Consider the following 21393-nt stretch of genomic DNA (forward strand, 5'->3'; position numbering starts at 1 on the left):
CTGTGCGCCGACTGCGGATTGCGGGCCGGCTGATCGCGCTGATCGGCTGGCTTCTGCTCTGCATTCCCGCCTACATTCTCTCGCGCCTGGTCACGCGCCGCCGCATCGTGCCGCGCATTTTCCTTGGCGGGGTTGCCCGCATGATGGGCGTGCGGATTGCGACGACCGGCGAACTGGAGCCGCGCGCGATCCTGCTCGCCAATCACCTCAGCTGGCTCGACATCCCGATCGTCGCCGCCTGCACCGGCAGCGCCTTTGTTGGCCATGACGGAATCGCGCAGAGCAAGTTCCTGAAGTGGCTGGCCGAAATGAACGACACCGTCTTCATCGCCCGCACCCGCCGCCAGACCGTGACGCGCCAGATCGAACAGGTACGTGAGGCGCTGGACAATTCGCACGTTCTGACGCTGTTTCCCGAAGGAACGACGAGCGACGGCAAGGACCTGCTGCCACTCAAGAGCTCGCTCCTTTCCGCGATCGACCCTGCACCCGAAGGCGTTGCGGTTCAGCCGGTCTTTCTCGATTTCGGCACGGCTGCGCAGGAAATCGCTTGGGTGGGCGACGAACCGGGGCTCGACAACTTCTTCAAGGTGCTGGGCAGGCACGGGCCTTTGGACATTACCGTGCATTTCCTGCCCCCGCTGACGGGCGAAAGCCTTGCCGGGCGCAAGACAATCGCCGCGGCCACGCGCCGCGCGCTCGAACGGGCGATGGGCCAGTAGAAACTTACCCCTCGCGCGATCTTCAAATGCGCGCCGAAAGCGCGTAAGGGCGCCCCATGAACAAGGTCTCCACCCCCAAAAGTTTCCGCGTTAAAAGCTTCGGCTGCCAGATGAACGTCTATGACGGCGAGCGCATGGCCGAACTTCTGGGCGCGCAGGGCATGGAAGCGGCAGTCGAAGGCGAAGACGCCGATCTCGTCGTGCTCAACACCTGCCACATCCGCGAAAAGGCGGCAGAGAAGGTCTATTCCGATATTGGCCGGATCGTGAAGGATTGGGGCCGGGACGACGGCTCCAGCCCGCTGATCGCGGTCGCCGGTTGCGTCGCGCAGGCCGAAGGCGAAGAGATCATGAAACGCGCCAAGGACGTCCGCATGGTCGTCGGCCCGCAGGCCTATCACCGCCTGCCCGAAATGATCGAAAAGGCCAGCGCGGGCGAGCGCGTGACCGATACCGACATGCCCGCAGAGGCGAAGTTCGGCGCCCTCCCCGCACGCCGCAAGCGTGCGCCGAGCGCGTTCCTGACGGTACAGGAGGGCTGCGACAAGTTCTGCACTTACTGCGTCGTGCCCTATACCCGCGGTGCGGAAATATCGCGTCCGTTCAGCGATCTGATCAAAGAAGCGCAGAAACTGGTCGAACAGGGCGCGCGCGAACTAACCCTGCTGGGCCAGAATGTGAATGCATGGACCGGCGAAGATGCGAAGGGCGGCGACATCGGCCTCGACGGACTGATCCGCGAACTGGCCAAGCTGCCCGATCTGGCGCGCATCCGTTACACCACCAGCCACCCCAACGACATGACCGACGCCCTGATTGCGGCGCATGGCGAAGTGGACAAGCTGATGCCTTACCTGCACTTGCCCGTGCAGGCCGGTAGCGACCCGATCCTTGCCGCGATGAACCGCAGCCACACCGCCGAAAGCTACATCCGCCTGATCGAGCGCGTGCGCGAGGCCCGCCCCGACATCGCGATCAGCGGCGACTTCATCGTCGGCTTCCCTGGCGAGACCGATGCCGACTTCGAAGCGACGATGCAGATGGTGGCCACGATCCGCTATGCCGCTGCCTTCAGCTTCAAGTACTCGCCCCGCCCCGGCACCCCTGCCGCGACGATGGAAGATCAGGTCGCGGTCGAAGTGATGGATGAGCGGTTGCAGCGCCTTCAGGCCGCGATCACCCGCGACCAGTTCGCCTTCAACAAGGCGAGCGTCGGCAAGACCTGTCAGGTACTCGTCGAACGTCAGGGCCGCCGCGAAGGCCAGTGGCTGGGCAAGACGCCGTGGCTGCAGTCCGCGCACTTTACCGGCGACTATAAGGTCGGCGATCTGGTCGAGGTCGAACTGCTCGAGGCCGGTCCCAACTCTCTTTCGGCGCGCGCATAGTGAAATAGGTGGTTACCCGCCTTGCAAGGACCGGCAATTGTGCGATGATGGTCGGGTAATGTCCCGACCCAAATCCCTGAAATACATCGCGATTGTCGCCGTTCTCGCGGCTGCCGCCTGCAATTCAGGCGAGGCGGAAACACCCGTCCCTGCGCCCAGCCCGACCGTCACGGCGACGCCGACGCCGGTACCGGTGGCTCCGCAAGGCGGTGGCCTGCTCGACGAAGGCTTCGCCCCCATCGCCTTCGACCTTGCAGGGACGAGCTGGCTGGTGATTGCCATCGACGGTGAGCCGCTGGCCGAACGCTATTCCGATCTGGCCACCGTCCACTTTACGCAGTCAATGCTCCACTGGCAGGGCTGCAACTACCACGAAGGGCTCTACGTGCGCAGCCGGACCAGCTTTGCCGCTGGCCGGACGGTCGCAACGCAGATCGCCTGCCCCGACAGCACTCCCGATCCGGCCATGGCGCAAGTGCTGGGCGGGCGCCCGCTCATCGGAAGCAATTCCGAGGGCAAGCTTCAACTCGCTGTCGAAGGCCGCAGGCTGACCCTGTCGCAGATCGACAAACGCTACAACGAACCGCCCGCCCCGCCGCTGGAGGCCGGGCCCTTCCGCCTGATGACCGCAGAGGGCGGGACGCATCCGCCGGTACTCTCGTTCAAGGGCGGTACGTTCTCGATCTGGCTAGATTGTCCGGGCGCGGTAAGTGGACAGGCTCGGGTCGATGATGGCCGGATGCGCACCGGCAAGGTCGAGGCATCGCAGTGCGAAACCCACCGCCCGACCGCGCGGCGCGCGCTGGAAACATTCTTCAAGGGATCACCCACCATCGCGCGCGGGCCAAACGGCGAACTGATGCTGAGCGACGGCGATACGATCATCCAGGGTCAGCAGTGCTATCCCGACCCCAGCGGCTGCGCGCACGCGGCGGCAGAGCCCACCGTTTAGCCAGGGCGAAATCTGCATGGGGCATAGTGCATTTGCACACCTTGCCACCGGCCCGAGGTATCCTATCTTCAACACATACCCGAGTCGCCCCGGGCCGTTGCCCGGTCGGCAGGAACGAAGGAGCATTCGTGGGGAACATCGTGTGAGCCGCAAGCAGGCGCGCGTACAGACTTCCGCCCCGGCAGGCAGCCCATCGGCAGGCCTCCCCGGCAATTCGGCCCCCACACGGGCCCGCACCGAAATGGAATTCGAAAATCCCGAGGTTCTCGGGACTCTTTTCGGCCAGTTCGATGCCAACCTCGTCCAGATAGAGAACCGCCTCGGCGTCTATATCTCGGCCCGCGGCAACCGCATCCAGATCGAAGGATCGGAAGAAGCGGTGGCCCGCGCCAGAGAGGTGCTTTCGGGAATGCACACCCGGCTGAAACAGGGTTTCGAGCTTGATCAGGGCGCCGTCGAATCGCTAATCGCGATGAGCAGCGAGCCCACGCTCGAAGGCATCATCACCGGCGACGACAAACGCCCGCCGATCATGATCCGCACCCGCAAGAAGACGATCGTGCCGCGCTCCGCCGCGCAGATCGACTACATGCAGGCCTTGACCAGCAACGAGGTGACCTTCGCCCTCGGGCCGGCAGGTACCGGCAAGACCTATCTTGCCGTGGCGCAGGCCGTGGCGCAGCTCATCACCGGCAGCGTGCAGCGCCTCATCCTTTCGCGCCCTGCTGTCGAGGCGGGTGAGCGGATCGGCTTTCTGCCCGGCGACATGAAGGACAAGGTCGATCCCTACCTTCGCCCGCTTTATGACGCGCTCTACGACTGTCTGCCCGCAGAACAGGTCGAACGTCGCATCGCCAGCGGCGAGATCGAGATCGCGCCGATCGCCTTCATGCGCGGCCGTACGCTGGGCGATGCCTTCGTCATTCTCGACGAAGCGCAGAACACCACGGCTGCGCAGATGAAGATGTTCCTCACCCGTTTCGGCCAGAACAGCCGGATGGTGGTGTGCGGAGACCCGAACCAGGTCGATATTCCGGGCGGCGTCATGCACTCGGGCCTTGCCGATGCGGTTCGCCGGCTCGAGGGCATCGAGGGCATTGCGGTTTCGCGCTTTACCGCCGCGGACGTGGTTCGCCACCCGCTCGTCGGGCGGATCGTCGATGCCTACGAAGGTCCGAATGCGGAAAAACCGCCTTCCTGATGACTTTCCCGCGATGACTGCGCCCGTACTGGAACTCGACATCGACCCCGTCTGGGGCGACTCGACCGATTGGGATGAACTTTCAGCCGAAGCGGCAGAAGCCGTCGCGGCCGAAGTGCCCGAACTCGCGCGCTCCGAAATTCTGGTCAGCGTCGTCTTTGCCGATGACGAGGAAGTCCACGACCTCAACCGCCAGTGGCGCGCAAAAGACAAGCCGACCAACGTCTTGAGCTTCCCGATGTTGAGCCGGGAGGAGCTTCTGGCCGCCCGGAACAGCCCCGGCGCGCCGGTCATGCTGGGCGATATCATCCTCGCCTACGGCGTCTGCGCGCGCGAGGCGGATGAGAAATCTGTTGCACTTGCGAAGCATGCGACCCATTTGCTTGTCCACGGGTTGCTTCATCTTGCCGGTTACGACCACGAGACGAGCACCGAGGACGCCGAGGCGATGGAAGCGATGGAAATTCGCATTCTCGCCCGTCTCGGCATCGCGGATCCTTACGGGGACCGCGACCCGGTTTGACAAGCCCGCAGGTTGAAAGGACCATGAGGCCCGACGATGTCGGACGGCGATAGATCAGAAGACGCTCGCAACCCGGAGCCTGACCGACGGGGCGAAAAGCGATTCCTGTGGGATAAAATCCGCACCTTCTTCGACGGGCATGAGGGCGACCAGTCGCTTCGCGCCCAGATCGAGGAAGCCATCGACGAACACGAGGAAGAGGAAGAGCGCGACGGCCCGCAGGGCATCGTCGGCGACCTCACCATGCTGGAGCGTCAGATGCTCCGCAATCTCCTCCACTTCAGCGAACACGATGCCGACGACGTCGCCATCCCGCGCGGCGAGATCATCGCCATCGATCGCAGCGCAAGCTGGGACGAGCTGGTCGCGACGTTCTCCGAACATGGCCATTCGCGCATGCCGGTCTATTCCGAATCTCTCGATCACGTGATCGGGATGATGCACATCAAGGACGTTTTCCCCTTCCTGGCGAACAGGAAGGAACCCCCGTCCGACTGGACCAAGCTGATGCGCCAGCCGCTTTACGTGCCGCAAGCGCGCGGCGCGCTGGACGTGCTGGCCGACATGCGGGCGCGCTGCGTGCATCTTGCCATCGTAGTCGACGAATATTCGGGCACCGACGGCATCATCACGATCGAGGATCTGGTCGAGGAAATCGTCGGCGAGATCGAGGACGAACACGACGACGCGCCGGTCCAGCTTCTGGTCCCGATCGACGACGGCATGTGGGATGCGGACGCCCGTACCGAGCTTGAGGAAGTCGCCCGCCGCGTCGACCCGCGCCTCGCCGAAGTCGAGGAAGCGGTCGACACGCTGGGCGGGCTGGCCTTCGTGCTGGCCGAAAAAGTCCCCGTCGTGGGCGAAATCATGGACCATGACAGCGGCTGGAAGCTCGAAGTGATCGCGGGCAACGAACGCCATGTCGAACGCCTGCGCCTCCATCCGCCGGTCGCCGCCGAAGAGGCGGAAGAGGAAGAAGCGGCCTAATGGTCCCCAAGCGGCTCCCTCCCCTCCGCTCGCTGGAGGCCTTCGTCCGCATCGCCCGCCTCGGTTCTGCCAAGGCCGCGGCGGAGGAGCTTGCGATCAGCCCGTCGGCCCTGTCCCGCCGCGTCACCGCGCTTGAGGATTTCACGGGCCGCAAGCTGTTCCATCGCAAGCATCAGGCGATGACGCTGACCGACGATGGCGAAGCGATGTTCAACGCTATTGCGCCAACGCTGGACGAATTGGCGGAGAGGATCGGTCAGCAGATGGCCGACAGCAAGATCATGCGCCTGCGACTTGGGGTCATGCCGCTATTCGGCAGCCAACGACTGGTCCCGCGTTTGCCTGAACTGCGCAGCCTCTACCCGAGTTTGCACATCGACATCGATTCCTCGGGCCACCCGATCCCGAAACTGGGCGACACGCTGGATGCGGCAATCACGCTGGCGGACGAGCCCGATCCGAAGCTGCATCACGTTAGGCTCGATCAGAACCGCGTCCACGCGATCGCTTCAAAAGCTCTGGTTGAGCAATTGGGCAGCTTTCCCGATCCCGAGCGGCTGGCCGAGCAGAACTTTCTCGTCCATTCCGAGATGCAGTTGAGCTTCGAGGCCTGGAAGAAAGCCGTCGGTCTCAACAGTCGTCACGAACTCATGGTCGACAGTTTCGACAGCGGACCGCTCCTGATGGAAGCGGCGGCGCAAGGGCTCGGCATCGCGATCCTGCATGGCGACCACCTCGCCCGATCGAACGACGACAGGCTTGCCACGCTCTACGATATCGAGGTGAAAAGCCCCTACAGCTACTGGTTCGTGTGCAAGCCGCGCGCGCTGGAAAGCCGACCGGTGCGCATCTTCCACGACTGGCTGGTGAACGCCCAGCTTTGATCAGAGCGCTTTGTTCTCGATTCCTGCCGTTACCGGCGGGTCGATCTCATTGCTGATGACCGACTTTCTAGCCGCCTCGCTGTCAAGCGCGGCGATCCACGTCAGGCAGTCGGCCAGCCGCCGCATGAAATGGCTGGCGACCGGGTCGATCGTCGACTGGCAGTCTATGACATAGCCGTCCCAGCGCCCGTCATTGGCGGCAAAGCGCACCCATCCGGCGACGTCGGCAGTCTCGGAGACAGAGGTGTGGACGGTCTTGCCGTCGAGGCCTTTTTCCAGCGCCCAGCCGCCCGCGTTTGGATTGAACAGGTAGCTGTGGAGCGTTTCGGGCAAGGCACCGTCCTCACGCTCGACCTTTTTCAAAACGTGATCGGCAATGCGCCCGCCAAGCGAATGGCCGGTCAATGATACCGGGATGTCGGCATACCCCGCCTCATCCAGTCCATGTCGGACCTGCCGGTAGATGCTGAGGCCGCGTGGCGCCTGCTGGCCCAGAAGCGTGCCGTAATACCAGTCCTTGGGCCCCTCGGTCCCGCGATAGACCAGTACGACTTCCTTCAGGTGATCGCCCTCGAACCGGTCGAACACGCTGTAGGCAAAGCCCACCTTGTCATCGACCGAAGCGAAGCGTTCCTTCAGATCTTCGGGAAGGACGTAGAGTTCGTCATCGGGCTTTGTGCTGGTCAGCCCGTTTTCCCAATAGACGTTCTGGGCCAGCTGGGCATAGCGCCAGGTCTTGCCCGCGACTTCGCGCGTCTGCGGGCAGTAACCGCCCGGTCCGGAGCAATCCTGCCCCAGCCGGGTGACGGTATAACTGCACCCGCCCAGCGCAGGCAGGCACAGCAATAGAAACAGAAATGCGAGGCGGCCGCGCAGCCTTTGCGGCAACGCGGCCATGCCCCTTGTCGGCAGTTCGATCAGGCGACGGTCGCCTTGACGATCTTGCCCGGGTTTGCCGGCGGCTCGCCCTTGGGCAGTGCATCGATCACGTCCATGCCGCTCTCGACCTCGCCCCAGACCGTGTACTGACGGTCGAGGAAACGCGCATCGTCAAAGCAGATGAAGAACTGCGAGTTCGCACTGTGCGGTGCGCTGGTGCGCGCCATCGAACACACGCCGCGGGTGTGCGGATGGTCGTTGAATTCGGCCTGAAGGTCGGGCTTGTCCGAACCGCCCATGCCGGTGCCGTTGGGGCAGCCGCCCTGAGCCATGAAGCCGGGGATCACGCGGTGGAACTTCACACCGTCGTAGAAACCTTCGCCGGCCAGTTCCTTGATGCGGGCGACGTGGCCGGGCGCGATGTCGGGAAGCAGCTTGATCACAACGTCCTTGGCAGCGCCGTCGCCGGTGTCGATGGAGAGGGTGAGTTTTTCGTCGGACATGGGTGCTCCCTAAGTCATAAATGTGCGACGGGTATGGCCCGGCGCTTCCTGGCAGTGGCCGGGATATAGGCATTGCCCGCGCAAAGTCATCCCCGCCCTTTGCCGGATCGCTCCCCAGACCTACCCACAGGGTTGTCCACAAACTGTCCCCAGACGCGCCCGATCCGGCCCCGGACCGGCCCCGAACCGGCAGGCGGGGAACAATCGGCCTTCGCAGTTGCTTTTGCAGCGCAGCAACGTAGTTACATCTGCAAGGGGCCGCGCCCCTTCTCCGCATCGCCAACCATAAGGGGCAACATGGACGGCAAGGATCCGACCCTGCTGGAAAAGGACCGCGAGGAGGACATCGTCTCCGCCGCCGGCCCCGACACGGCAGAGACGGAACCCGAGATCGAACACCTCGACGAAGACGACCGCCTGACGCACGAGTTCGTCGAGGCGGTCCGCGATGCGGTCGAAGAAGGCGACGACGGGCGCGTCTATGACCTTGTCGAACCGCTACACCCCGCCGACATCGCCGACTTGTTCGAGCTTGTCCCGGCAGAGGAACGTCCCGACCTCGGCAAGGCGATAGCCGAACTGATGACCGGCGAGGTCATCACCGAGCTTAACGAACACGTCCGCGACGAACTGTTCGAGGCGCTTTCGCCCGATGCCGTCGCGCAGATCGCCGAGCAGCTCGAAACAGACGACGCCGTCGCGCTGATCGAGGATCTGGACGACGAAGAACAGCGCGCCGTCCTTGCCGAGCTCGGCCCCGAAGACCGCGCCGCGATCGAGGATGCGCTCTCCTTCCCGGAAGAATCCGCAGGCCGTCTCATGCAACGCGACCTGGTCGCGGTGCCCGAACACATCACGGTCGGTGACCTGATCGACTACTTGCGCGACAACGGGGACCTGACGACCGAGTTCTGGGAAGTCTTCGTCGTCGACCCCGCACATCGTCCCGTCGGCACCTGCCAGCTTTCGTGGATCCTGCGCACACCGCGCAACATTCCGATTTCGGACGTGATGAAGCGCGACCAGACCCTGATCCCGGCGACGCTGGACCAGGAAGAAGTCGCCCTCCGCTTCCAGAAATACGCGCTTATCTCCGCTGCCGTCGTGGATGCCTCGGGCCGGCTGATCGGTCAAATCACGGCCGACGACATCGTCCACATCATTCAGGAAGAGGCCAGCGAGGACGCCCTGTTGATGAGCGGTGCGGGCGAAGGCGACATCAACCAGCCGATCCGCGAATCCTATCACGAGCGTGTGCGCTGGCTGATCGCAAACCTTGGTACGGCGCTGATCGCCTCGCTGATCATCGCGGCCTTCGGTGCGGCGATCGAAAAACTGGTTGCGCTCGCGGTGCTGATGCCGGTCGTCGCCTCCATCGGCGGCAATGCGGGCACGCAGACGATGGCCGTTTCGGTCCGCGCGCTGGCGATGAACCAGTTGACCCAATCGAACACCGTGCGCGTCCTGTGGCGCGAGATGCGCGTGGCGATGCTCAACGGTGTTACCGTTGCGGCCCTTATCGGCGGGGCGACGGCGCTAATCTTTCAGCCGATGCTGGGCATCGTCATCGCGCTCGCGGTCGTCATCAACATCATCACCGCAGGGCTTGCAGGTGTTGCCGTGCCGGTGCTGTTCGACCGGCTGGACCAGGATCCGGCGGTCGCGTCCTCGGTCTTCGTCACGATGATCACCGATTCGATGGGCTTCTTCGCCTTCCTCGGCCTTGCCGTGGCATCCGGACTGGTCAGCTAGCGATCAGTCCCCATATGGCCTGTCATGACCGATGGGCCGCTTCACCTTACCAAGATCGCTTTCGGCGCGAAAAGCTATGCCGATATCGAAAAGTGGTTCGAGAACCGGCCGCGCCTTGCCGTCAACACGCGCTACTGCCCCAAGCGGGTGGACGAGATGGAAGGCGGATCGCTGTTCTGGATCCACGAACACGCCATCGTCGCGCGCAGCCCGATAATGGGGTTTGAGCAGCAGGACAACGGCCGCTGGTTCATCAACCTCGAACCGCGCCTGATCCGCGTGCAAAGCCGCCCGAAACGCGCGCACCAGGGCTGGCGCTATCTGAAAGATGCGGACGCCCCGCCCGACCTGCCAGAGGGCGAGGACAGCGGCGATGTCCTGCCCAGCCGGCTTTTGGGAAAGCTGTCGAAACTGGGGCTGGTCTAGACCTTTTCCAGCCACATGCGGAGCAGCTTGTGGGCAATGGCATAGCGCGGCGGCGCTTCGAACAGCCCCGGACGGCCCGACATGACCTCGCGCACCTGTTCTTCGCTGAACCAGCGCGCGTCTTCCAGTTCGGTGCGGTCGACAACGATGTGTTCATGGAACGTCACGCCGGTACAGCCGAGCATAAGCTGCGAGGGCATCGGCCAGGCCTGACTGGCAAGGTAACGCACTTGCGCGACCGGAATGCCCGCCTCTTCCATGACTTCGCGCCGCACCGCTTCCTCGATCGTTTCGCCCGGTTCGACGAAGCCCGCCAGCGCGGAGTAGAGATTTCCCGGCCAGCCCAGCCCGCGCCCGAGCAGGAGGCGGCGGCTGCCGTCCTCCTCGCGCCGTTCGATGGTCATGATCGTCACCGGATCGGTACGCGGAAAGTGGCTCGCTCCGCAGTCGGGATTGACGCAGTTGCGTTGCCATCCGCCCTTGCCGATTGTCGTATGCGCGCCGCACTGCGCGCAGAACCGGTGGCGTGCGTGCCAGTCAACCAAGCTGCGTGCGCCGGCATAGATGCCGAACTGCCGGTCATGCAGGCGCGTGATCGTGGCCATGAATTCGCCGCGTTGGACCTGCACCGGACGTTTCGGAACGGCGGCGAAACAGCCGCGGTCGCCGTCGAGCCCGAGGAACACCAGCTCCGCATCGGGATCTGCCTCGGTGAGCGAGCCCCACTTGATACAGCCGTTGTCGTCCAGTTCAGGCGTCAGCCCATGCAGCTTCATCAGCCGTGCCCGCATGCCCATCAATTCGGACAGGGCATCGGGATCGGCGCGCACATGATCGGCGCGATCGAGTTCGAAAAGTGCAGTCGGCTGGCCGGTTTGTGACAAGTTCATCATCTCCCTGATGCGACGGGCTTACGGGTGCAACGGGCGCTACGCAACGCGCGTAACGATCAGGTCCCCAAAACCAGCTTCGCCGCCTTGGCGAACAGCGTCGGCATCCCCGCCTCGCCGATGCGATCGATGGGCCACCACTCTCCTTCCGCCTCGCGCCCGGTCAGTTCGCAGCGCTGGACCGACAGTTCAAGCAGGAAGTGCGTGAAGCCGTGGCCCACCATGCCCTCGACTTCGGTCCAGTCGGCAAACAATGGTGGCGTGCCGTCTCCGCTGGTCTTTGCACTCCACCCGTCGTCGGGCAAAGCGCGCATTCCTGCGAGCATGCCCTTGCCGTCGCGCTTCACCAGCAGGACATGACCGTCGCTCTCTATCCAGAATGCGGTTCCGGTCCGCAGGGGCCGGGCCTTTTTCGGCGTCTTGTGCGGCAACTGCGCCGCGATGCCCGCCTTCCTTGCCGTACACATGTCCGAAAGCGGGCAAAGCAGACACTTTGGATCGCGCGACGTGCAGATCGTTGCGCCAAGGTCCATCATGGCCTGCGCGAAATCGCCTGCGCGCTCGTCGGGCGTGATCGAATCGGCGGCTGCGCGGATCACTTCCTTCGATCCCGGTAGCGGATCGGTGATCGTGAACAGCCGCGCGATAACCCGTTCGACATTGGCATCGACCACCACGGCCCGCCTGCCGAACGCAATCGCGGCGATGGCCGCCGACGTATAGGCGCCCACCCCCGGCAGCTCGCGCAAGCCTTCTTCGCTATCGGGAAAGACCCCGCCCCGCCCCGCGACTTCGCGGGCGCAGGCGATCAGGTTGCGAGCCCGCGCATAATAACCCAGCCCCGCCCATGCCGACAGGACGTCGGCGTCGTCTGCCGCAGCAAGATCGTGCACGGTCGGCCAGATCGCCGTGAACTTCGCGAAATAGTCCTTTACCGCCGCGACGGTCGTCTGCTGCAACATCACTTCGGACAGCCAGACGCGGTAGGGATCGGGCACCTCCCCGCTTCCCGGCGGCACGCGCCACGGCAGGGTCCGGGCGTGTCCGTCATACCACGCGAGCAAGCGCGCACACGCATCGTCGATCTTGTCGCTGGCTTTCACGAGGCAGCCTATGGCATGGCACCGCACAGGATGAAAAGCGACGACGACAAGAAGCCGGCGAAGAAGGGCAAAACGCCCAGGCCGAAGCCTTACGAAAGGCCGCGCGGAGGAGAGGCGAAAGCGATTTCGGACCTCATGCCGCAGGTCGGCCGCACGGCTTTCCGCCGTTTCGGCTTCGTGCAGTCAAGCGTTGTCACCCGCTGGCCCGAAATCGTCGGCCCGCACCACGCCAAGGTCTCCGCCCCCGAATCGATCCGCTTTCCCGCGGGCGAGAAATCGGAAGGCACCTTGAACCTCGTCGTCATGCCCGCCCATGCCCCTCTGATCCAGCACGTGATCCCCGAGATTATCGAACGGGTGAACCGCTTTTTCGGCTATCGCGCGGTGGCCAAAGTGCGGATGCGGCAAGGGCAGGTTAAGCCAGCCCATGCTGAAGAGAAGCCGAAGGCACCCCCTTCGCTGAAACCGATCCCGATGGAGCTTGGCAATTCGCTGCGCGACATTGGCGATCCGGAACTTCGGACGGTGCTGGAATCGCTGGCGCGTTCGATGGGCAACCAGAACGGCAAGTAATCAACGGGGAATTATTCAGGTAATGTCGGCCATAACCCGCCTTGCAGGCGCAATTGCGCTGGTGATTGCGATGATCGCCTCGCCCGTGATGGCGCAGTCCGTTGCCAACCCCGAACCGGGCGTTCACGTCATTGGCAAGGGCGCGACCAAGCTGACCGAATATGTCAGCTATACCTGCCCCCACTGCGCCCATTTCGAGCAGGAGGGCGGCGAAGTCCTGCGCAGCGTCTATGCCTCCACCGACAAGCTGAAGATCGAGGTGCGCCATCTCGTTCGCGATCCGTTCGATCTAACCGCCGCGATGCTGACAAACTGCGGATCGCCCACGAAGTTCAACCGCAACCACTCGTTCTTCATGCGCGAACAGCGCACATGGCTGGGCAAGCTGGTAAAGGCGACGCAGGCCCAGCAGAACCGCTACAACAGCGGCACTTACGTTTCGCGCCGCCGCGCCATCGCGCAGGATGCAGGCTTCTACGACATGATGCGCACGCTCGGATATCAGCGCGCCGAGGTCGACAAGTGCCTTGCGAACGACGCGCTTGCCACGACGCTGGCCGAAAAGACCAAGGGTTATTCGGAACTCGGCGTTCGCGGCACGCCCAGCTTTGCGATCGACGATGTCCTTTTGGCGGGCACAAGTGACTGGCAGAGCCTGAAATTCCAGCTCGACCTCAAGCTGTAACCTGTCTTTGACAGGCGACGAACCGTCATGACTGTGCAAAACACTGTCGCAACTCTCCCGATTTGCCCGTTCGCTGGGCTAGCCTCCCTCTTTACAGGAGCCAATACGTCGTCATGAACCGCCTTTTGCACCGCCTCGCCCTTGCCCTGATGACCGCGCCACTGGCGCTTGCGCTCTCCGCCTGCGGGGCCGAGGATGACACGGCAGCAACCGCGGGCAGCGGCCCGGCGGGCGAGCCGGTGGAAGCCGTCGCCGCTCCCGAAGGGCAGCAGTGGTCCGAAGTCATCACCAAGACCGAACAGGGCGGCTACCTGATGGGCAATCCCGATGCGGCGATCAAACTGGTCGAGTTCGCCTCTCTCACCTGCCCGCACTGCGCCGAATTCTACGAAAGCGCAGAACGTGAGCTGATCGCCGACTACGTCAACACCGGGCGCGTCAGCTTTGAATTCCGCAATTTCGTGCGCGATCCGATCGACATCACTGGCGCCATGCTGTCGCGCTGCTCGGCGCCCGAAAGCTACTTCGCCCTTACGGGACAGGTCTTCGAGAACCAGCAGCAGTTCTTCGACGCGATGCGCGACGCGGGCGAAGGCGCCTATCAGCAGGCCGTCAGCGCACCGTCGGACCAGCGTTTCGTAAACCTTGGGCAAATCACCGGCCTCACCGAATTCTTCGCCGCCCGCGGCGTCAGCATCGACCAGGGCAAAGACTGCCTGTCGAAGGGCGCAGAGGCAGAGGCGCTTGCCAACGCCACTAACGAGGCCAGCACCCAGTACAACATCACGGGTACGCCGACCTTTCTCATCAACAATACCAAGATCGACGGCCTGACCTGGCCGGAGGTCGAAGCCGCCCTGCAGCGGGCCGGCGCGCGGTAATGGCGCGTCTCCGGCTCGGTCAGGGTCCGGGGAGGGCCTGATGCGGTTTCGCAGGCTTCGACTCTCGGGCTTCAAGAGCTTCGTCGAACCTGCCGACCTGCTGATCGAGCCGGGACTCACCGGCGTTGTCGGGCCCAACGGCTGCGGCAAGTCCAATCTTCTCGAAGCAATCCGCTGGGTCATGGGCGAATCAAGCCCGAAATCCATGCGCGGCAGCGGCATGGAAGACGTGATCTTCGCCGGCACCGAAAGCCGTAAGGCCCGCTCTTTCGCCGAAGTCGTCCTGCTGGCCGAAACCGATGCCGGACAGGAAATGGAAGTCACCCGCCGCATAGAACGCGGCGCAGGTTCGGCCTATCGCCTGAACGGACGCGACGTTCGCGCCAAGGACGTCGCGCTGGTTTTCGCCGATGCCGCAACGGGCGCGCACAGCCCTGCCCTCGTCAGCCAGGGCCGCATCGCCGCCGTTATCGCCGCAAAGCCTGCCGAACGCCGCCAAATGCTGGAAGAAGCCGCCGGCATCGCGGGCCTTCACGTGCGCCGCAAGGACGCCGAACAGAAGTTGCGCGCGACCGAGACCAACCTTGCGCGCCTCGACGACATTCTCTCGCAGCTCGACACGCGTATCGGCGCACTGAAGCGGCAGGCCCGCGCGGCGGAAAAATACAAGGAACTTTCCGCACAGATCCGGACTGCCGAAGCGCGGGTTCTCTACGCCAGGTGGCGCGAAGCTGCTGCCGCCGCCGATGCCGCGAAGGGGCAGGCCAAGGCCGCCGAAGAAGCGGTTTTGGCAAATCAGGCCGCGACGAACGAGGCACAGGGCCGCCAACGCGCTGCCGCCGAGGCTTTGGCCAAGGCGCGCGAGGAAATGGCCGACCGGCGCGACGATCTGAACGCACAGGCCAACATGCTCGCGGTACTGACCGGCAAACTGGAAGCGGCCGAGGAAAAGCTCGCCGATCTCGATCGACAGCGCGCCCGGCTCAATACCGACGAGGGCGACGCAAACCGCACGACGAGGGACGCAGCCGAAGCGCTGTCGCGGCTGGAACGCGAAGTCCGCGAGGCGGAAAAGCGCCTTGCCGAAGACGAGCAGCGCCGCCCCTCCCTCGTGAACGAACAGGACAAGGCCGAACGCGCGCAGCGGACCGGCGAACTGGCGCTGGCACAAGCGACGGCGGAACTGGCGCGGGTCGAGGCCGACTGGCGCGTGGCCGAGGCCGCCGTCGGCCAGGCACGCGGGGCGCTTGCCCGGCTCGAACAGGAACTGACCGCGCGCGAAGCGCAGGACGCGGCGCTTGGCGATGCGCGAGAACTCGATCTGGCGCTGCAAGGCGCGCAGGCGCGGTGCGGCAAGGCGGAGAGCGCAGTCGTTACGGCGCGCGAGGCTCTGGACAAGATCCGCGCTGATCGTGAGGCCGTGTCGAACCGCCGCGACGAGGCTGCCAGCGCGCTCGCCGCTGCCAAGGCTGAACTCGCCGGGGTGGAGCGGGAGCACGACGCTCTGGAACGCGACCGCCGCGCCCGCGAAAAGGCCGACAAGGGCAGCAAGGGTCGCAGGCGCGCCATCGACGCGGTGAAGGCCGCGCCGGGCTACGAACGCGCTCTGGCTGCGGCTCTGGGCCGCGATGCGGCCGCGCCACTGGGCAAGCCCGAACAGGGACAGGAGGGGCGTTTCTGGACCGGCGCCGATGCTCCGAAGCCGATTGCCGACAGCCTTGCCGCCCATGTGCGCGATGCACCCGAAGAGCTGACCGCCCGGCTAGCGATGGTGCGCGTCGTCGAGAGCGACGAGGGACAGCCGCTTGCCCCCGGCGAATGGCTGGTGACCAAGGCCGGAGCCCTACGCCGCTGGGACGGTTTCGTCGCGCGCGGCGAAGGCGCTGCAGAAGCGGCGCGGCTGGAGGCGGCGAACAGGCTAGAAGCTCTGGCAGAGCAGCTTCCCGCTCTGCGCGAGGCGGTCGATGCCGCTGCGGCGCAAGTCGAAGCCGCGAACGAAGACCTGTCCACCGCGACCGATGCCCGCATCGCGGCAGAGCGGGCCATGAACACCGCGTCGGAAGAAGAACGCGCCGCCTTGCGCGCCCGCGATCAGGCCGAAAATGCCGTCGAACGCCATGCCCGCGCCCGGGAGGAACTGGCCGAGCGGATGGAGGATCTTCACGCCCGCCTCGCCGCCGCGCAACAGGACGTGATGCAGGCAGAAGAACGCCGCCGCGCCCTGCCCGATCCTTCGGCGCAGCAGGCCGCGCTGGAATCCGCGCGCAGCCGCAACGATGCCGCTCGCGCCGCGCTCCAGTCAGCGATGGCGCAGCTCGCCTCGCTCGACCAGGCGCTTGCCGTCGGGCGGGAGCGGACAAAGGCGTTGCAGGGCGACATGAAGGGCTGGGAAGCACGCGCGGGCGATGCCGCCAAGCGGCTTGCCGATATGACCCGCCGCCGCGAGGAAATCGAGGAAGAGCGCGCCGTCACCGCCGCCCGCCCTGAAGCGCTGATGCGCGAGATCGATTTGGCCGACAAGGCGCGCGACAGGCTGGCCGGCGAACTGACAGAGGCCGAGGCCGCCCATGCCGCCGCCGAAGCCGGGGGGAAAGAAGCCGACGCCGCGTTCACCGCCGCGAACGAAGCGCTGGCCAGTGCCCGCGAAATCCGCGCCGGTGCCGCCGCCCGCGCGGAGAACGAGGAAGCCCGCCGCGCCGAAATGGCACGTCAGTCGGGTGACCGTTTCCAGTGCCCGCCCCCGTTGCTGCCCGAACGCCTGCAGTTCGAATCCGCCAGCGTGCGCGGCGCGGAGGCCGAGGGTGAGGACGCCGAACGCCTCAACGCGCAGCGCGAGCGGCTTGGCCCCGTCAACCTCGTCGCCGCCGACGAACTGGCCGAGGCAGAGGCAGAACACGGGGCAAGCCTCACCGAACAGCAGGAACTGGCCGAGGCCGTCCACCGCCTGCGCGGTTCGATCGGCAGCCTGAACCGCGAAGGCCGCGAACGCCTGCGCGCCGCATTCGAGGCGGTCGACACCCATTTCCAGAGCCTGTTCACCACGCTTTTCGGAGGCGGTCAGGCGCACCTTGCGCTGATCGACAGCGACGATCCGCTCGAAGCGGGGCTCGAAATCTATGCCCAGCCGCCGGGCAAGAAGCTGCAGTCGCTGACCCTGCTTTCGGGCGGCGAGCAGGCGCTGACCGCGGTCGCGCTGATCTTCGCTCTGTTCCTGACGAACCCGGCCCCGATCTGCGTGCTGGACGAAGTCGACGCGCCGCTGGACGATGCCAATATCGAACGTTTTTGCGACCTGCTCGACGCGATGAGCAAGCAGACCGACACCCGCTACCTGATCGTCACGCACAATGCGGTGACGATGAGCCGGATGCACCGTCTTTTCGGTGTCACGATGGTCGAACAGGGTGTCAGCCGCCTCGTCAGCGTCGATCTCGGCGGGGCAGAGGAACTTCTCGCGGCAGAGTGATGAACGATACACCCGAAGACCTGACGCCGCTGGACCCGCGCCACGTGACCGTGCTGCGCATCGAAGCACTGCTTGCCATGGTGCCGATCCTGATCGGGGCGGTGATTGCCGAACTGGCGGCGAACCTGCCGACGGGCGTGGTGATCGTGCCGGCCTTATTGCTCACCGCATTGTTCACATTCCCGCTGCCCAAGCGCCGCTATCGGCGGAAGGGCTATTCGACCGCGATGGACCGGTTGCGCTTCGTAAAGGGCTGGTTGCAGCGATCCGATACTGTCGTCCCGTTCGGCCGCGTCCAGCACATCGACGTGAAGCAGGGTCTGGTCGAACGCTGGTTCGGGCTCGCCACGCTGGTCGTGCATACGGCAGGGACACACAACGCCTCGGTCTCGGTACCGGGCCTGTCGCGGGAAACGGCGGTCGAAGTGCGCGAGGCGATTGCCGCGCGCATCCGCCGCGACACGATGTGAGCGATCCGCTTCCCACGGACGATTTCCGCCGCACCGATTCCATCGGCGTGGTTGTCGGTGCGCTAAGCGACCTTCGCAAGGCGATCATCCCGGGCATCGCGGTACTGGTCGGCCTTGCCACGCGTGACAACGTGCCGATGGTGGCGATACCGCTGCTGATCGTTGCGTTGTTCGTTTTGCCACCGGTCACGGCCTTCGCGAAGTGGTGGTTCCGCCGCTATCGTACCGGGCCAGAGGACATTCGCGTCGAAAGCGGCGTCTTGGCGCGAGAGGCGCGATCCGTCCCTTACGAACGGATCCAGGACGTCAGCCTGTCCGAAACGCTGCTTTCCCGCCTGTTCGGCCTGGTCGAAGTGCGGTTCGAAACCGGCGCAGGCGGAAAGGACGATCTGACGCTGGCCTATCTCACCAAAGAGGAAGGCGCACGCCTGCGCGATCTCGTGCGCGCGCAGCGCGACGATGACGTTGAATTCGCGCCAGTCGCGCAAGGCGAGGTCGAAGTTGAAGGCACCCCGGTCTTCGCGATGGATCTGAAACGCGTTCTGCTGTCGGGCATTTTCAGCTTCAGCCTCGTGATTTTCGCGGTGCTGTTCGCTGTGATCGACCAGATCGACTTTCTCCTGCCGATCAGCATCTGGGACGGCGATTTCTGGAAATCGCTGTTTTCCGAACAGGGCGAGCGTATCCGCACCTTGGGCCGGATCGGCCAGGTCGGCGGTGCGATCGTCGCGGTGATGAGCGTGATCGTCATCGGCATGGTCAGCGGCGTCGCGAAGACGCTTTTGCGTGATTACGGCTTCCGGCTCGACCGGACCGAAAAGGGATTTCGCCGCCGACGCGGGCTGTTCACGCGAACCGACGTCGTCATGCCGCGCCATCGCGTGCAGGCCGTCGCTACCGAGACCGGCGTAATCCGCCGGTTGCTGGGCTGGCATTCGCTGTCATTCATCTCGCTCGCGAGCGATGGCGGCAAGGCGAGCCACGACGTCGCCCCCTTCGCACGCTGGGACGAGATCGCAGGCATCGCGCGGGAAGCGGGCATTCCGCTTCCCGAACAAGTCCAATGGCGCCGGACCAGCCGCGCCTACTGGATCGACCGCGCGATCATCTTGCTGCCCATTGCACTCGCCGCGCTGGCCGTCACGATCTGGATGGAACGGTGGTTGCCCGCACTGATCCCATCGGCGCTAGTCCTGCTGATCGTATTCTCGTCATCGACCGGATATTTGCGCCATCGCCACGCGCTGGAGCCTGACCGCATCCATGCCCGTGCAGGTCTGCTTTCGCCGCGCACGATGACCGCACCGCGTGTTCGGCTTCAGTCTGCCCAGATCGTGCAGGGACCGATCGCGCGCCTGCGCGGCTATGCAACGTTGCACTTCGGGTTGGCGGGAGGTGTCCTGCTGTTCCGCGGCTTGCCGGTCGAGGAAGCGCGCATCCTTCGCGACGCAGTGCTGCAGAGCATCGACGTGGTCGACTACTCCGCCCTACCTCGCTGATCCCAGCACGAAACGCGGGCCCGGGCCTGCCACCCCTGCCCTGTCCTCAGGGTTGTAGAGTTTGCACCGCGTCAACGAGAGGCAGCCGCAGCCGATGCAGCCGTCGAGCTTGTTGCGTGTTTTCGTCAGCAGCTCGATCTTCGCGTCCAGTTGGCTGCGGATCGAGCGGCTGAGCTTCTGCCAGTCCTTCACCGTCGGGGTGCGGCCTTGGGGCAGCGCGGCGAGTTCCTGCTCGATCTCCGTCAGGCCCAGGCCCAGCTTCTGCGCGATCAGGATGAAGCTGATCCGGCGAATGTCGGAGCGTAGAAACCGCCTCTGATTGCCGTTGGTGCGCAGAGACATGAGCAAACCCTTGGTCTCATAGTATCGGATGGCCGATACCGCCACGCCCGTTCGTTTGGCAAGAGTTCCTATCGAAATCAGTTGGTTGCCGTCTGTCATTCCGCACCTTTCTAGGCCCGAACTTGAAAGCTTGACCTAAAGTTAGCTTGAGGTTGCAGGATAAGGCAAGCAGTGATTCGCGATGGATCATGCACGACAGCGCAAACAAGGAGAAAAGCGCATGAATGCAATCGCCCGTATCGAACACGTGAACATCACCACGTCCGACGGACCGCGCATGGCGGGGCTGCTGGAAAAGCTTTGCGGATGGCATCGCCGGTGGGAGGGGCCTGCGCTGAATGGCGGGCACTCGATCCACTTCGGGTCAGACCGGACTTATGTCGCGCTCTACACGCCCAAGGGCGGCATTGCCGGCCACTTTGCCAAGGGAGAACCGCTGAACCACATCGGGCTGGAGGTCGACGACATCGATGCCGCCGAACGCGTTGTCGTCGAGGCAGGGCTGGAGCCGTTCAACCACGGCGACTACGAGCCGGGTCGCCGGTTCTACTTTTTCGACTGGGACGGGATCGAGTGGGAGGTCATCAGCTATGCCTGAGTTCCGCGACCGCCAACCTTTTGCCGCCCCGCCCTACCTGACCGCGGCGCAAGTCACCTGTTGGATGCGGCGGATCTGGTCCAGGCTTCGTCCGTATGCTCCACGCACAGACCGTGCGGCCACGGGCGGCAAAGCGAGAGCGCCTCTTCCCGGCTGGACGTTTCCACCCAGCGCGCCGCTTCCTCTTGCGTAAGGATTACCGGCATCCTGTCATGCAGGTCGCCGATATCGACGCAGGCCTCTGTCATCACCATCGTGTAGCAGGGGCCAAATTCTGCCGAATTGCGCCAGAGCCCGGCCGCCGCGAAAACCGGCTGGTCGGGCACGGAGAACCAGGTACGGGTCTTGGCGCCCTTCACTCCGGCCGCTTCGGCAAAAGCCTCGACCGGGATCAGGCACCGGCCATGTTCGAAGGCATGGCGCCAGAACGGGGAGGCCAGTTTGTCTGTCCGCGCATTGTTGACCGCCTTGGGTTTCAGCGGCTGACCCTGCTTGCCTTTCAGGACCAGCGGGAAACCCCATGTCATGCTGCTCATCCGCCCGTCGGCGACGACCCAGCCGGGGAAGCCGGGATAGACCTCTCCGCCCGCGTTGCCGGGTGCGGGGGCGTCAACGCCGAACATCTTGGCCACCTCGTCCGCAGCCTTCGTCATGCGGTAGAGGTTGCACATC

The 21393-nt window shown here is 64.6% G+C and carries 22 protein-coding genes; 16 read left to right on the top strand and 6 right to left on the bottom strand.

Annotated elements, in window-relative coordinates:
- The first annotated feature begins 2 nt into the window (after window positions 1-2).
- The 7 genes from A9D15_RS01370 (at window position 3) to A9D15_RS01400 (ending at window position 6654) form a co-directional block, all read left to right on the top strand.
- Entirely contained in the window at window positions 3-722 is a 720-nt protein-coding gene (locus tag A9D15_RS01370) for a lysophospholipid acyltransferase family protein (protein WP_066761039.1), read from the top strand.
- A gap of 56 nt (window positions 723-778) precedes the next feature.
- On the top strand, window positions 779-2107 hold the full coding sequence (gene miaB / locus A9D15_RS01375; RefSeq protein WP_066761043.1) for a tRNA (N6-isopentenyl adenosine(37)-C2)-methylthiotransferase MiaB: 1329 nt from the start codon (window positions 779-781) through the stop codon (window positions 2105-2107).
- A gap of 58 nt (window positions 2108-2165) precedes the next feature.
- Window positions 2166-3059 (top strand): META domain-containing protein, encoded by an 894-nt coding sequence (locus tag A9D15_RS01380; protein ID WP_066761045.1) that lies wholly within the window; start codon window positions 2166-2168, stop codon window positions 3057-3059.
- Between the two features lie 241 nt (window positions 3060-3300).
- Window positions 3301-4260: a PhoH family protein gene (locus A9D15_RS01385; protein WP_082924175.1), complete on the top strand. Its 960-nt coding sequence runs from the start codon at window positions 3301-3303 to the stop codon at window positions 4258-4260.
- A gap of 13 nt (window positions 4261-4273) precedes the next feature.
- Complete coding sequence (gene ybeY, locus A9D15_RS01390) at window positions 4274-4783, top strand: rRNA maturation RNase YbeY (RefSeq protein ID WP_066761051.1); 510 nt, start codon at window positions 4274-4276, stop codon at window positions 4781-4783.
- Window positions 4784-4819: 36 nt separating this feature from the next.
- Complete coding sequence (locus A9D15_RS01395) at window positions 4820-5770, top strand: hemolysin family protein (protein ID WP_066761055.1); 951 nt, start codon at window positions 4820-4822, stop codon at window positions 5768-5770.
- Window positions 5770-6654, top strand: coding sequence for a LysR substrate-binding domain-containing protein (locus tag A9D15_RS01400; RefSeq protein ID WP_066761057.1), 885 nt, complete (start codon window positions 5770-5772; stop codon window positions 6652-6654). The genes A9D15_RS01395 and A9D15_RS01400 overlap by 1 nt, the downstream gene beginning before the upstream one ends.
- On the opposite strand, the gene A9D15_RS01405 is transcribed toward A9D15_RS01400, so the two are convergent.
- Window positions 6655-7551, bottom strand: a complete 897-nt coding sequence (locus A9D15_RS01405) for a Tle-like phospholipase domain-containing protein (RefSeq protein WP_066761058.1) — start codon at window positions 7549-7551, stop codon at window positions 6655-6657.
- 20 nt (window positions 7552-7571) lie between these two features.
- Window positions 7572-8036, bottom strand: a complete 465-nt coding sequence (locus A9D15_RS01410) for a peptidylprolyl isomerase (protein ID WP_066761059.1) — start codon at window positions 8034-8036, stop codon at window positions 7572-7574.
- Window positions 8037-8333: 297 nt separating this feature from the next.
- Between A9D15_RS01410 and mgtE the strand changes: the two genes are divergently transcribed.
- Window positions 8334-9788: a magnesium transporter gene (gene mgtE, locus A9D15_RS01415; RefSeq protein WP_066761060.1), complete on the top strand. Its 1455-nt coding sequence runs from the start codon at window positions 8334-8336 to the stop codon at window positions 9786-9788.
- A 24-nt stretch (window positions 9789-9812) separates the two neighbouring features.
- Entirely contained in the window at window positions 9813-10214 is a 402-nt protein-coding gene (locus A9D15_RS01420; protein WP_066761061.1) for a DUF1489 family protein, read from the top strand.
- Here the strand turns inward: A9D15_RS01420 and nudC are convergent.
- Both nudC and A9D15_RS01430 read right to left on the bottom strand, forming a co-directional pair.
- Complete coding sequence (gene nudC, locus A9D15_RS01425; protein ID WP_244881962.1) at window positions 10211-11107, bottom strand: NAD(+) diphosphatase; 897 nt, start codon at window positions 11105-11107, stop codon at window positions 10211-10213. The genes A9D15_RS01420 and nudC overlap by 4 nt on opposite strands.
- A gap of 56 nt (window positions 11108-11163) precedes the next feature.
- Window positions 11164-12207, bottom strand: coding sequence for an A/G-specific adenine glycosylase (locus tag A9D15_RS01430; protein ID WP_066761063.1), 1044 nt, complete (start codon window positions 12205-12207; stop codon window positions 11164-11166).
- A gap of 30 nt (window positions 12208-12237) precedes the next feature.
- Between A9D15_RS01430 and A9D15_RS01435 the strand changes: the two genes are divergently transcribed.
- From A9D15_RS01435 to A9D15_RS01460, 6 genes are all read left to right on the top strand, one after another.
- Entirely contained in the window at window positions 12238-12780 is a 543-nt protein-coding gene (locus A9D15_RS01435) for a DUF721 domain-containing protein (protein ID WP_066761064.1), read from the top strand.
- Between the two features lie 22 nt (window positions 12781-12802).
- On the top strand, window positions 12803-13465 hold the full coding sequence (locus tag A9D15_RS01440; RefSeq protein ID WP_066761065.1) for a DsbA family protein: 663 nt from the start codon (window positions 12803-12805) through the stop codon (window positions 13463-13465).
- Window positions 13466-13578: 113 nt separating this feature from the next.
- Complete coding sequence (locus A9D15_RS01445; protein ID WP_066761068.1) at window positions 13579-14346, top strand: thioredoxin domain-containing protein; 768 nt, start codon at window positions 13579-13581, stop codon at window positions 14344-14346.
- Window positions 14347-14386: 40 nt separating this feature from the next.
- On the top strand, window positions 14387-17812 hold the full coding sequence (smc, locus tag A9D15_RS01450) for a chromosome segregation protein SMC (RefSeq protein ID WP_066761069.1): 3426 nt from the start codon (window positions 14387-14389) through the stop codon (window positions 17810-17812).
- On the top strand, window positions 17812-18282 hold the full coding sequence (locus tag A9D15_RS01455; RefSeq protein WP_066761070.1) for a PH domain-containing protein: 471 nt from the start codon (window positions 17812-17814) through the stop codon (window positions 18280-18282). The genes smc and A9D15_RS01455 overlap by 1 nt, the downstream gene beginning before the upstream one ends.
- A complete protein-coding gene (locus tag A9D15_RS01460) occupies window positions 18279-19781 on the top strand; it encodes a PH domain-containing protein (protein ID WP_066761071.1) in 1503 nt (500 codons plus the stop codon). Before A9D15_RS01455 ends, A9D15_RS01460 begins: the two co-directional genes overlap by 4 nt.
- Here the strand turns inward: A9D15_RS01460 and soxR are convergent.
- Window positions 19770-20222 carry a redox-sensitive transcriptional activator SoxR gene (soxR, locus tag A9D15_RS01465; protein ID WP_066761072.1) on the bottom strand — a complete coding sequence of 151 codons (453 nt, stop codon included), beginning with the start codon at window positions 20220-20222 and terminating at the stop codon, window positions 19770-19772. The two genes, A9D15_RS01460 and soxR, sit on opposite strands and share 12 nt — an antisense overlap.
- A 121-nt stretch (window positions 20223-20343) precedes the next feature.
- Between soxR and A9D15_RS01470 the strand changes: the two genes are divergently transcribed.
- Window positions 20344-20721 (top strand): VOC family protein, encoded by a 378-nt coding sequence (locus tag A9D15_RS01470; RefSeq protein WP_066761258.1) that lies wholly within the window; start codon window positions 20344-20346, stop codon window positions 20719-20721.
- A gap of 53 nt (window positions 20722-20774) precedes the next feature.
- Here A9D15_RS01470 and A9D15_RS01475 read toward each other — a convergent pair whose 3' ends face one another.
- A complete protein-coding gene (locus A9D15_RS01475) occupies window positions 20775-21392 on the bottom strand; it encodes an SOS response-associated peptidase (RefSeq protein ID WP_066761073.1) in 618 nt (205 codons plus the stop codon).
- Window position 21393 lies beyond the last annotated feature (1 nt).

It is taken from the genome of Croceicoccus pelagius (genome assembly GCF_001661915.1).
Taxonomy (GTDB): domain Bacteria; phylum Pseudomonadota; class Alphaproteobacteria; order Sphingomonadales; family Sphingomonadaceae; genus Croceicoccus; species Croceicoccus pelagius.

Bases quoted from the DNA above. Each gene is read 5' to 3' on its own strand.
- miaB (WP_066761043.1), top strand. From the start codon at position 779: ATGAACAAGGTCTCCACCCCCAAAAGTTTCCGCGTTAAAAGCTTCGGC.
- A9D15_RS01380 (WP_066761045.1), top strand. From the start codon at position 2,166: ATGTCCCGACCCAAATCCCTGAAATACATCGCGATTGTCGCCGTTCTC.
- A9D15_RS01385 (WP_082924175.1), top strand. From the start codon at position 3,301: ATGGAATTCGAAAATCCCGAGGTTCTCGGGACTCTTTTCGGCCAGTTC.
- ybeY (WP_066761051.1), top strand. From the start codon at position 4,274: ATGACTGCGCCCGTACTGGAACTCGACATCGACCCCGTCTGGGGCGAC.
- A9D15_RS01395 (WP_066761055.1), top strand. From the start codon at position 4,820: ATGTCGGACGGCGATAGATCAGAAGACGCTCGCAACCCGGAGCCTGAC.
- A9D15_RS01400 (WP_066761057.1), top strand. From the start codon at position 5,770: ATGGTCCCCAAGCGGCTCCCTCCCCTCCGCTCGCTGGAGGCCTTCGTC.
- A9D15_RS01405 (WP_066761058.1), bottom strand. From the start codon at position 7,551: ATGGCCGCGTTGCCGCAAAGGCTGCGCGGCCGCCTCGCATTTCTGTTT.
- A9D15_RS01410 (WP_066761059.1), bottom strand. From the start codon at position 8,036: ATGTCCGACGAAAAACTCACCCTCTCCATCGACACCGGCGACGGCGCT.
- mgtE (WP_066761060.1), top strand. From the start codon at position 8,334: ATGGACGGCAAGGATCCGACCCTGCTGGAAAAGGACCGCGAGGAGGAC.
- A9D15_RS01420 (WP_066761061.1), top strand. From the start codon at position 9,813: ATGACCGATGGGCCGCTTCACCTTACCAAGATCGCTTTCGGCGCGAAA.
- nudC (WP_244881962.1), bottom strand. From the start codon at position 11,107: ATGATGAACTTGTCACAAACCGGCCAGCCGACTGCACTTTTCGAACTC.
- A9D15_RS01435 (WP_066761064.1), top strand. From the start codon at position 12,238: ATGAAAAGCGACGACGACAAGAAGCCGGCGAAGAAGGGCAAAACGCCC.
- A9D15_RS01440 (WP_066761065.1), top strand. From the start codon at position 12,803: ATGTCGGCCATAACCCGCCTTGCAGGCGCAATTGCGCTGGTGATTGCG.
- A9D15_RS01445 (WP_066761068.1), top strand. From the start codon at position 13,579: ATGAACCGCCTTTTGCACCGCCTCGCCCTTGCCCTGATGACCGCGCCA.
- smc (WP_066761069.1), top strand. From the start codon at position 14,387: ATGCGGTTTCGCAGGCTTCGACTCTCGGGCTTCAAGAGCTTCGTCGAA.
- A9D15_RS01455 (WP_066761070.1), top strand. From the start codon at position 17,812: ATGAACGATACACCCGAAGACCTGACGCCGCTGGACCCGCGCCACGTG.
- soxR (WP_066761072.1), bottom strand. From the start codon at position 20,222: ATGACAGACGGCAACCAACTGATTTCGATAGGAACTCTTGCCAAACGA.
- A9D15_RS01470 (WP_066761258.1), top strand. From the start codon at position 20,344: ATGAATGCAATCGCCCGTATCGAACACGTGAACATCACCACGTCCGAC.
- A9D15_RS01475 (WP_066761073.1), bottom strand. From the start codon at position 21,392: ATGTGCAACCTCTACCGCATGACGAAGGCTGCGGACGAGGTGGCCAAG.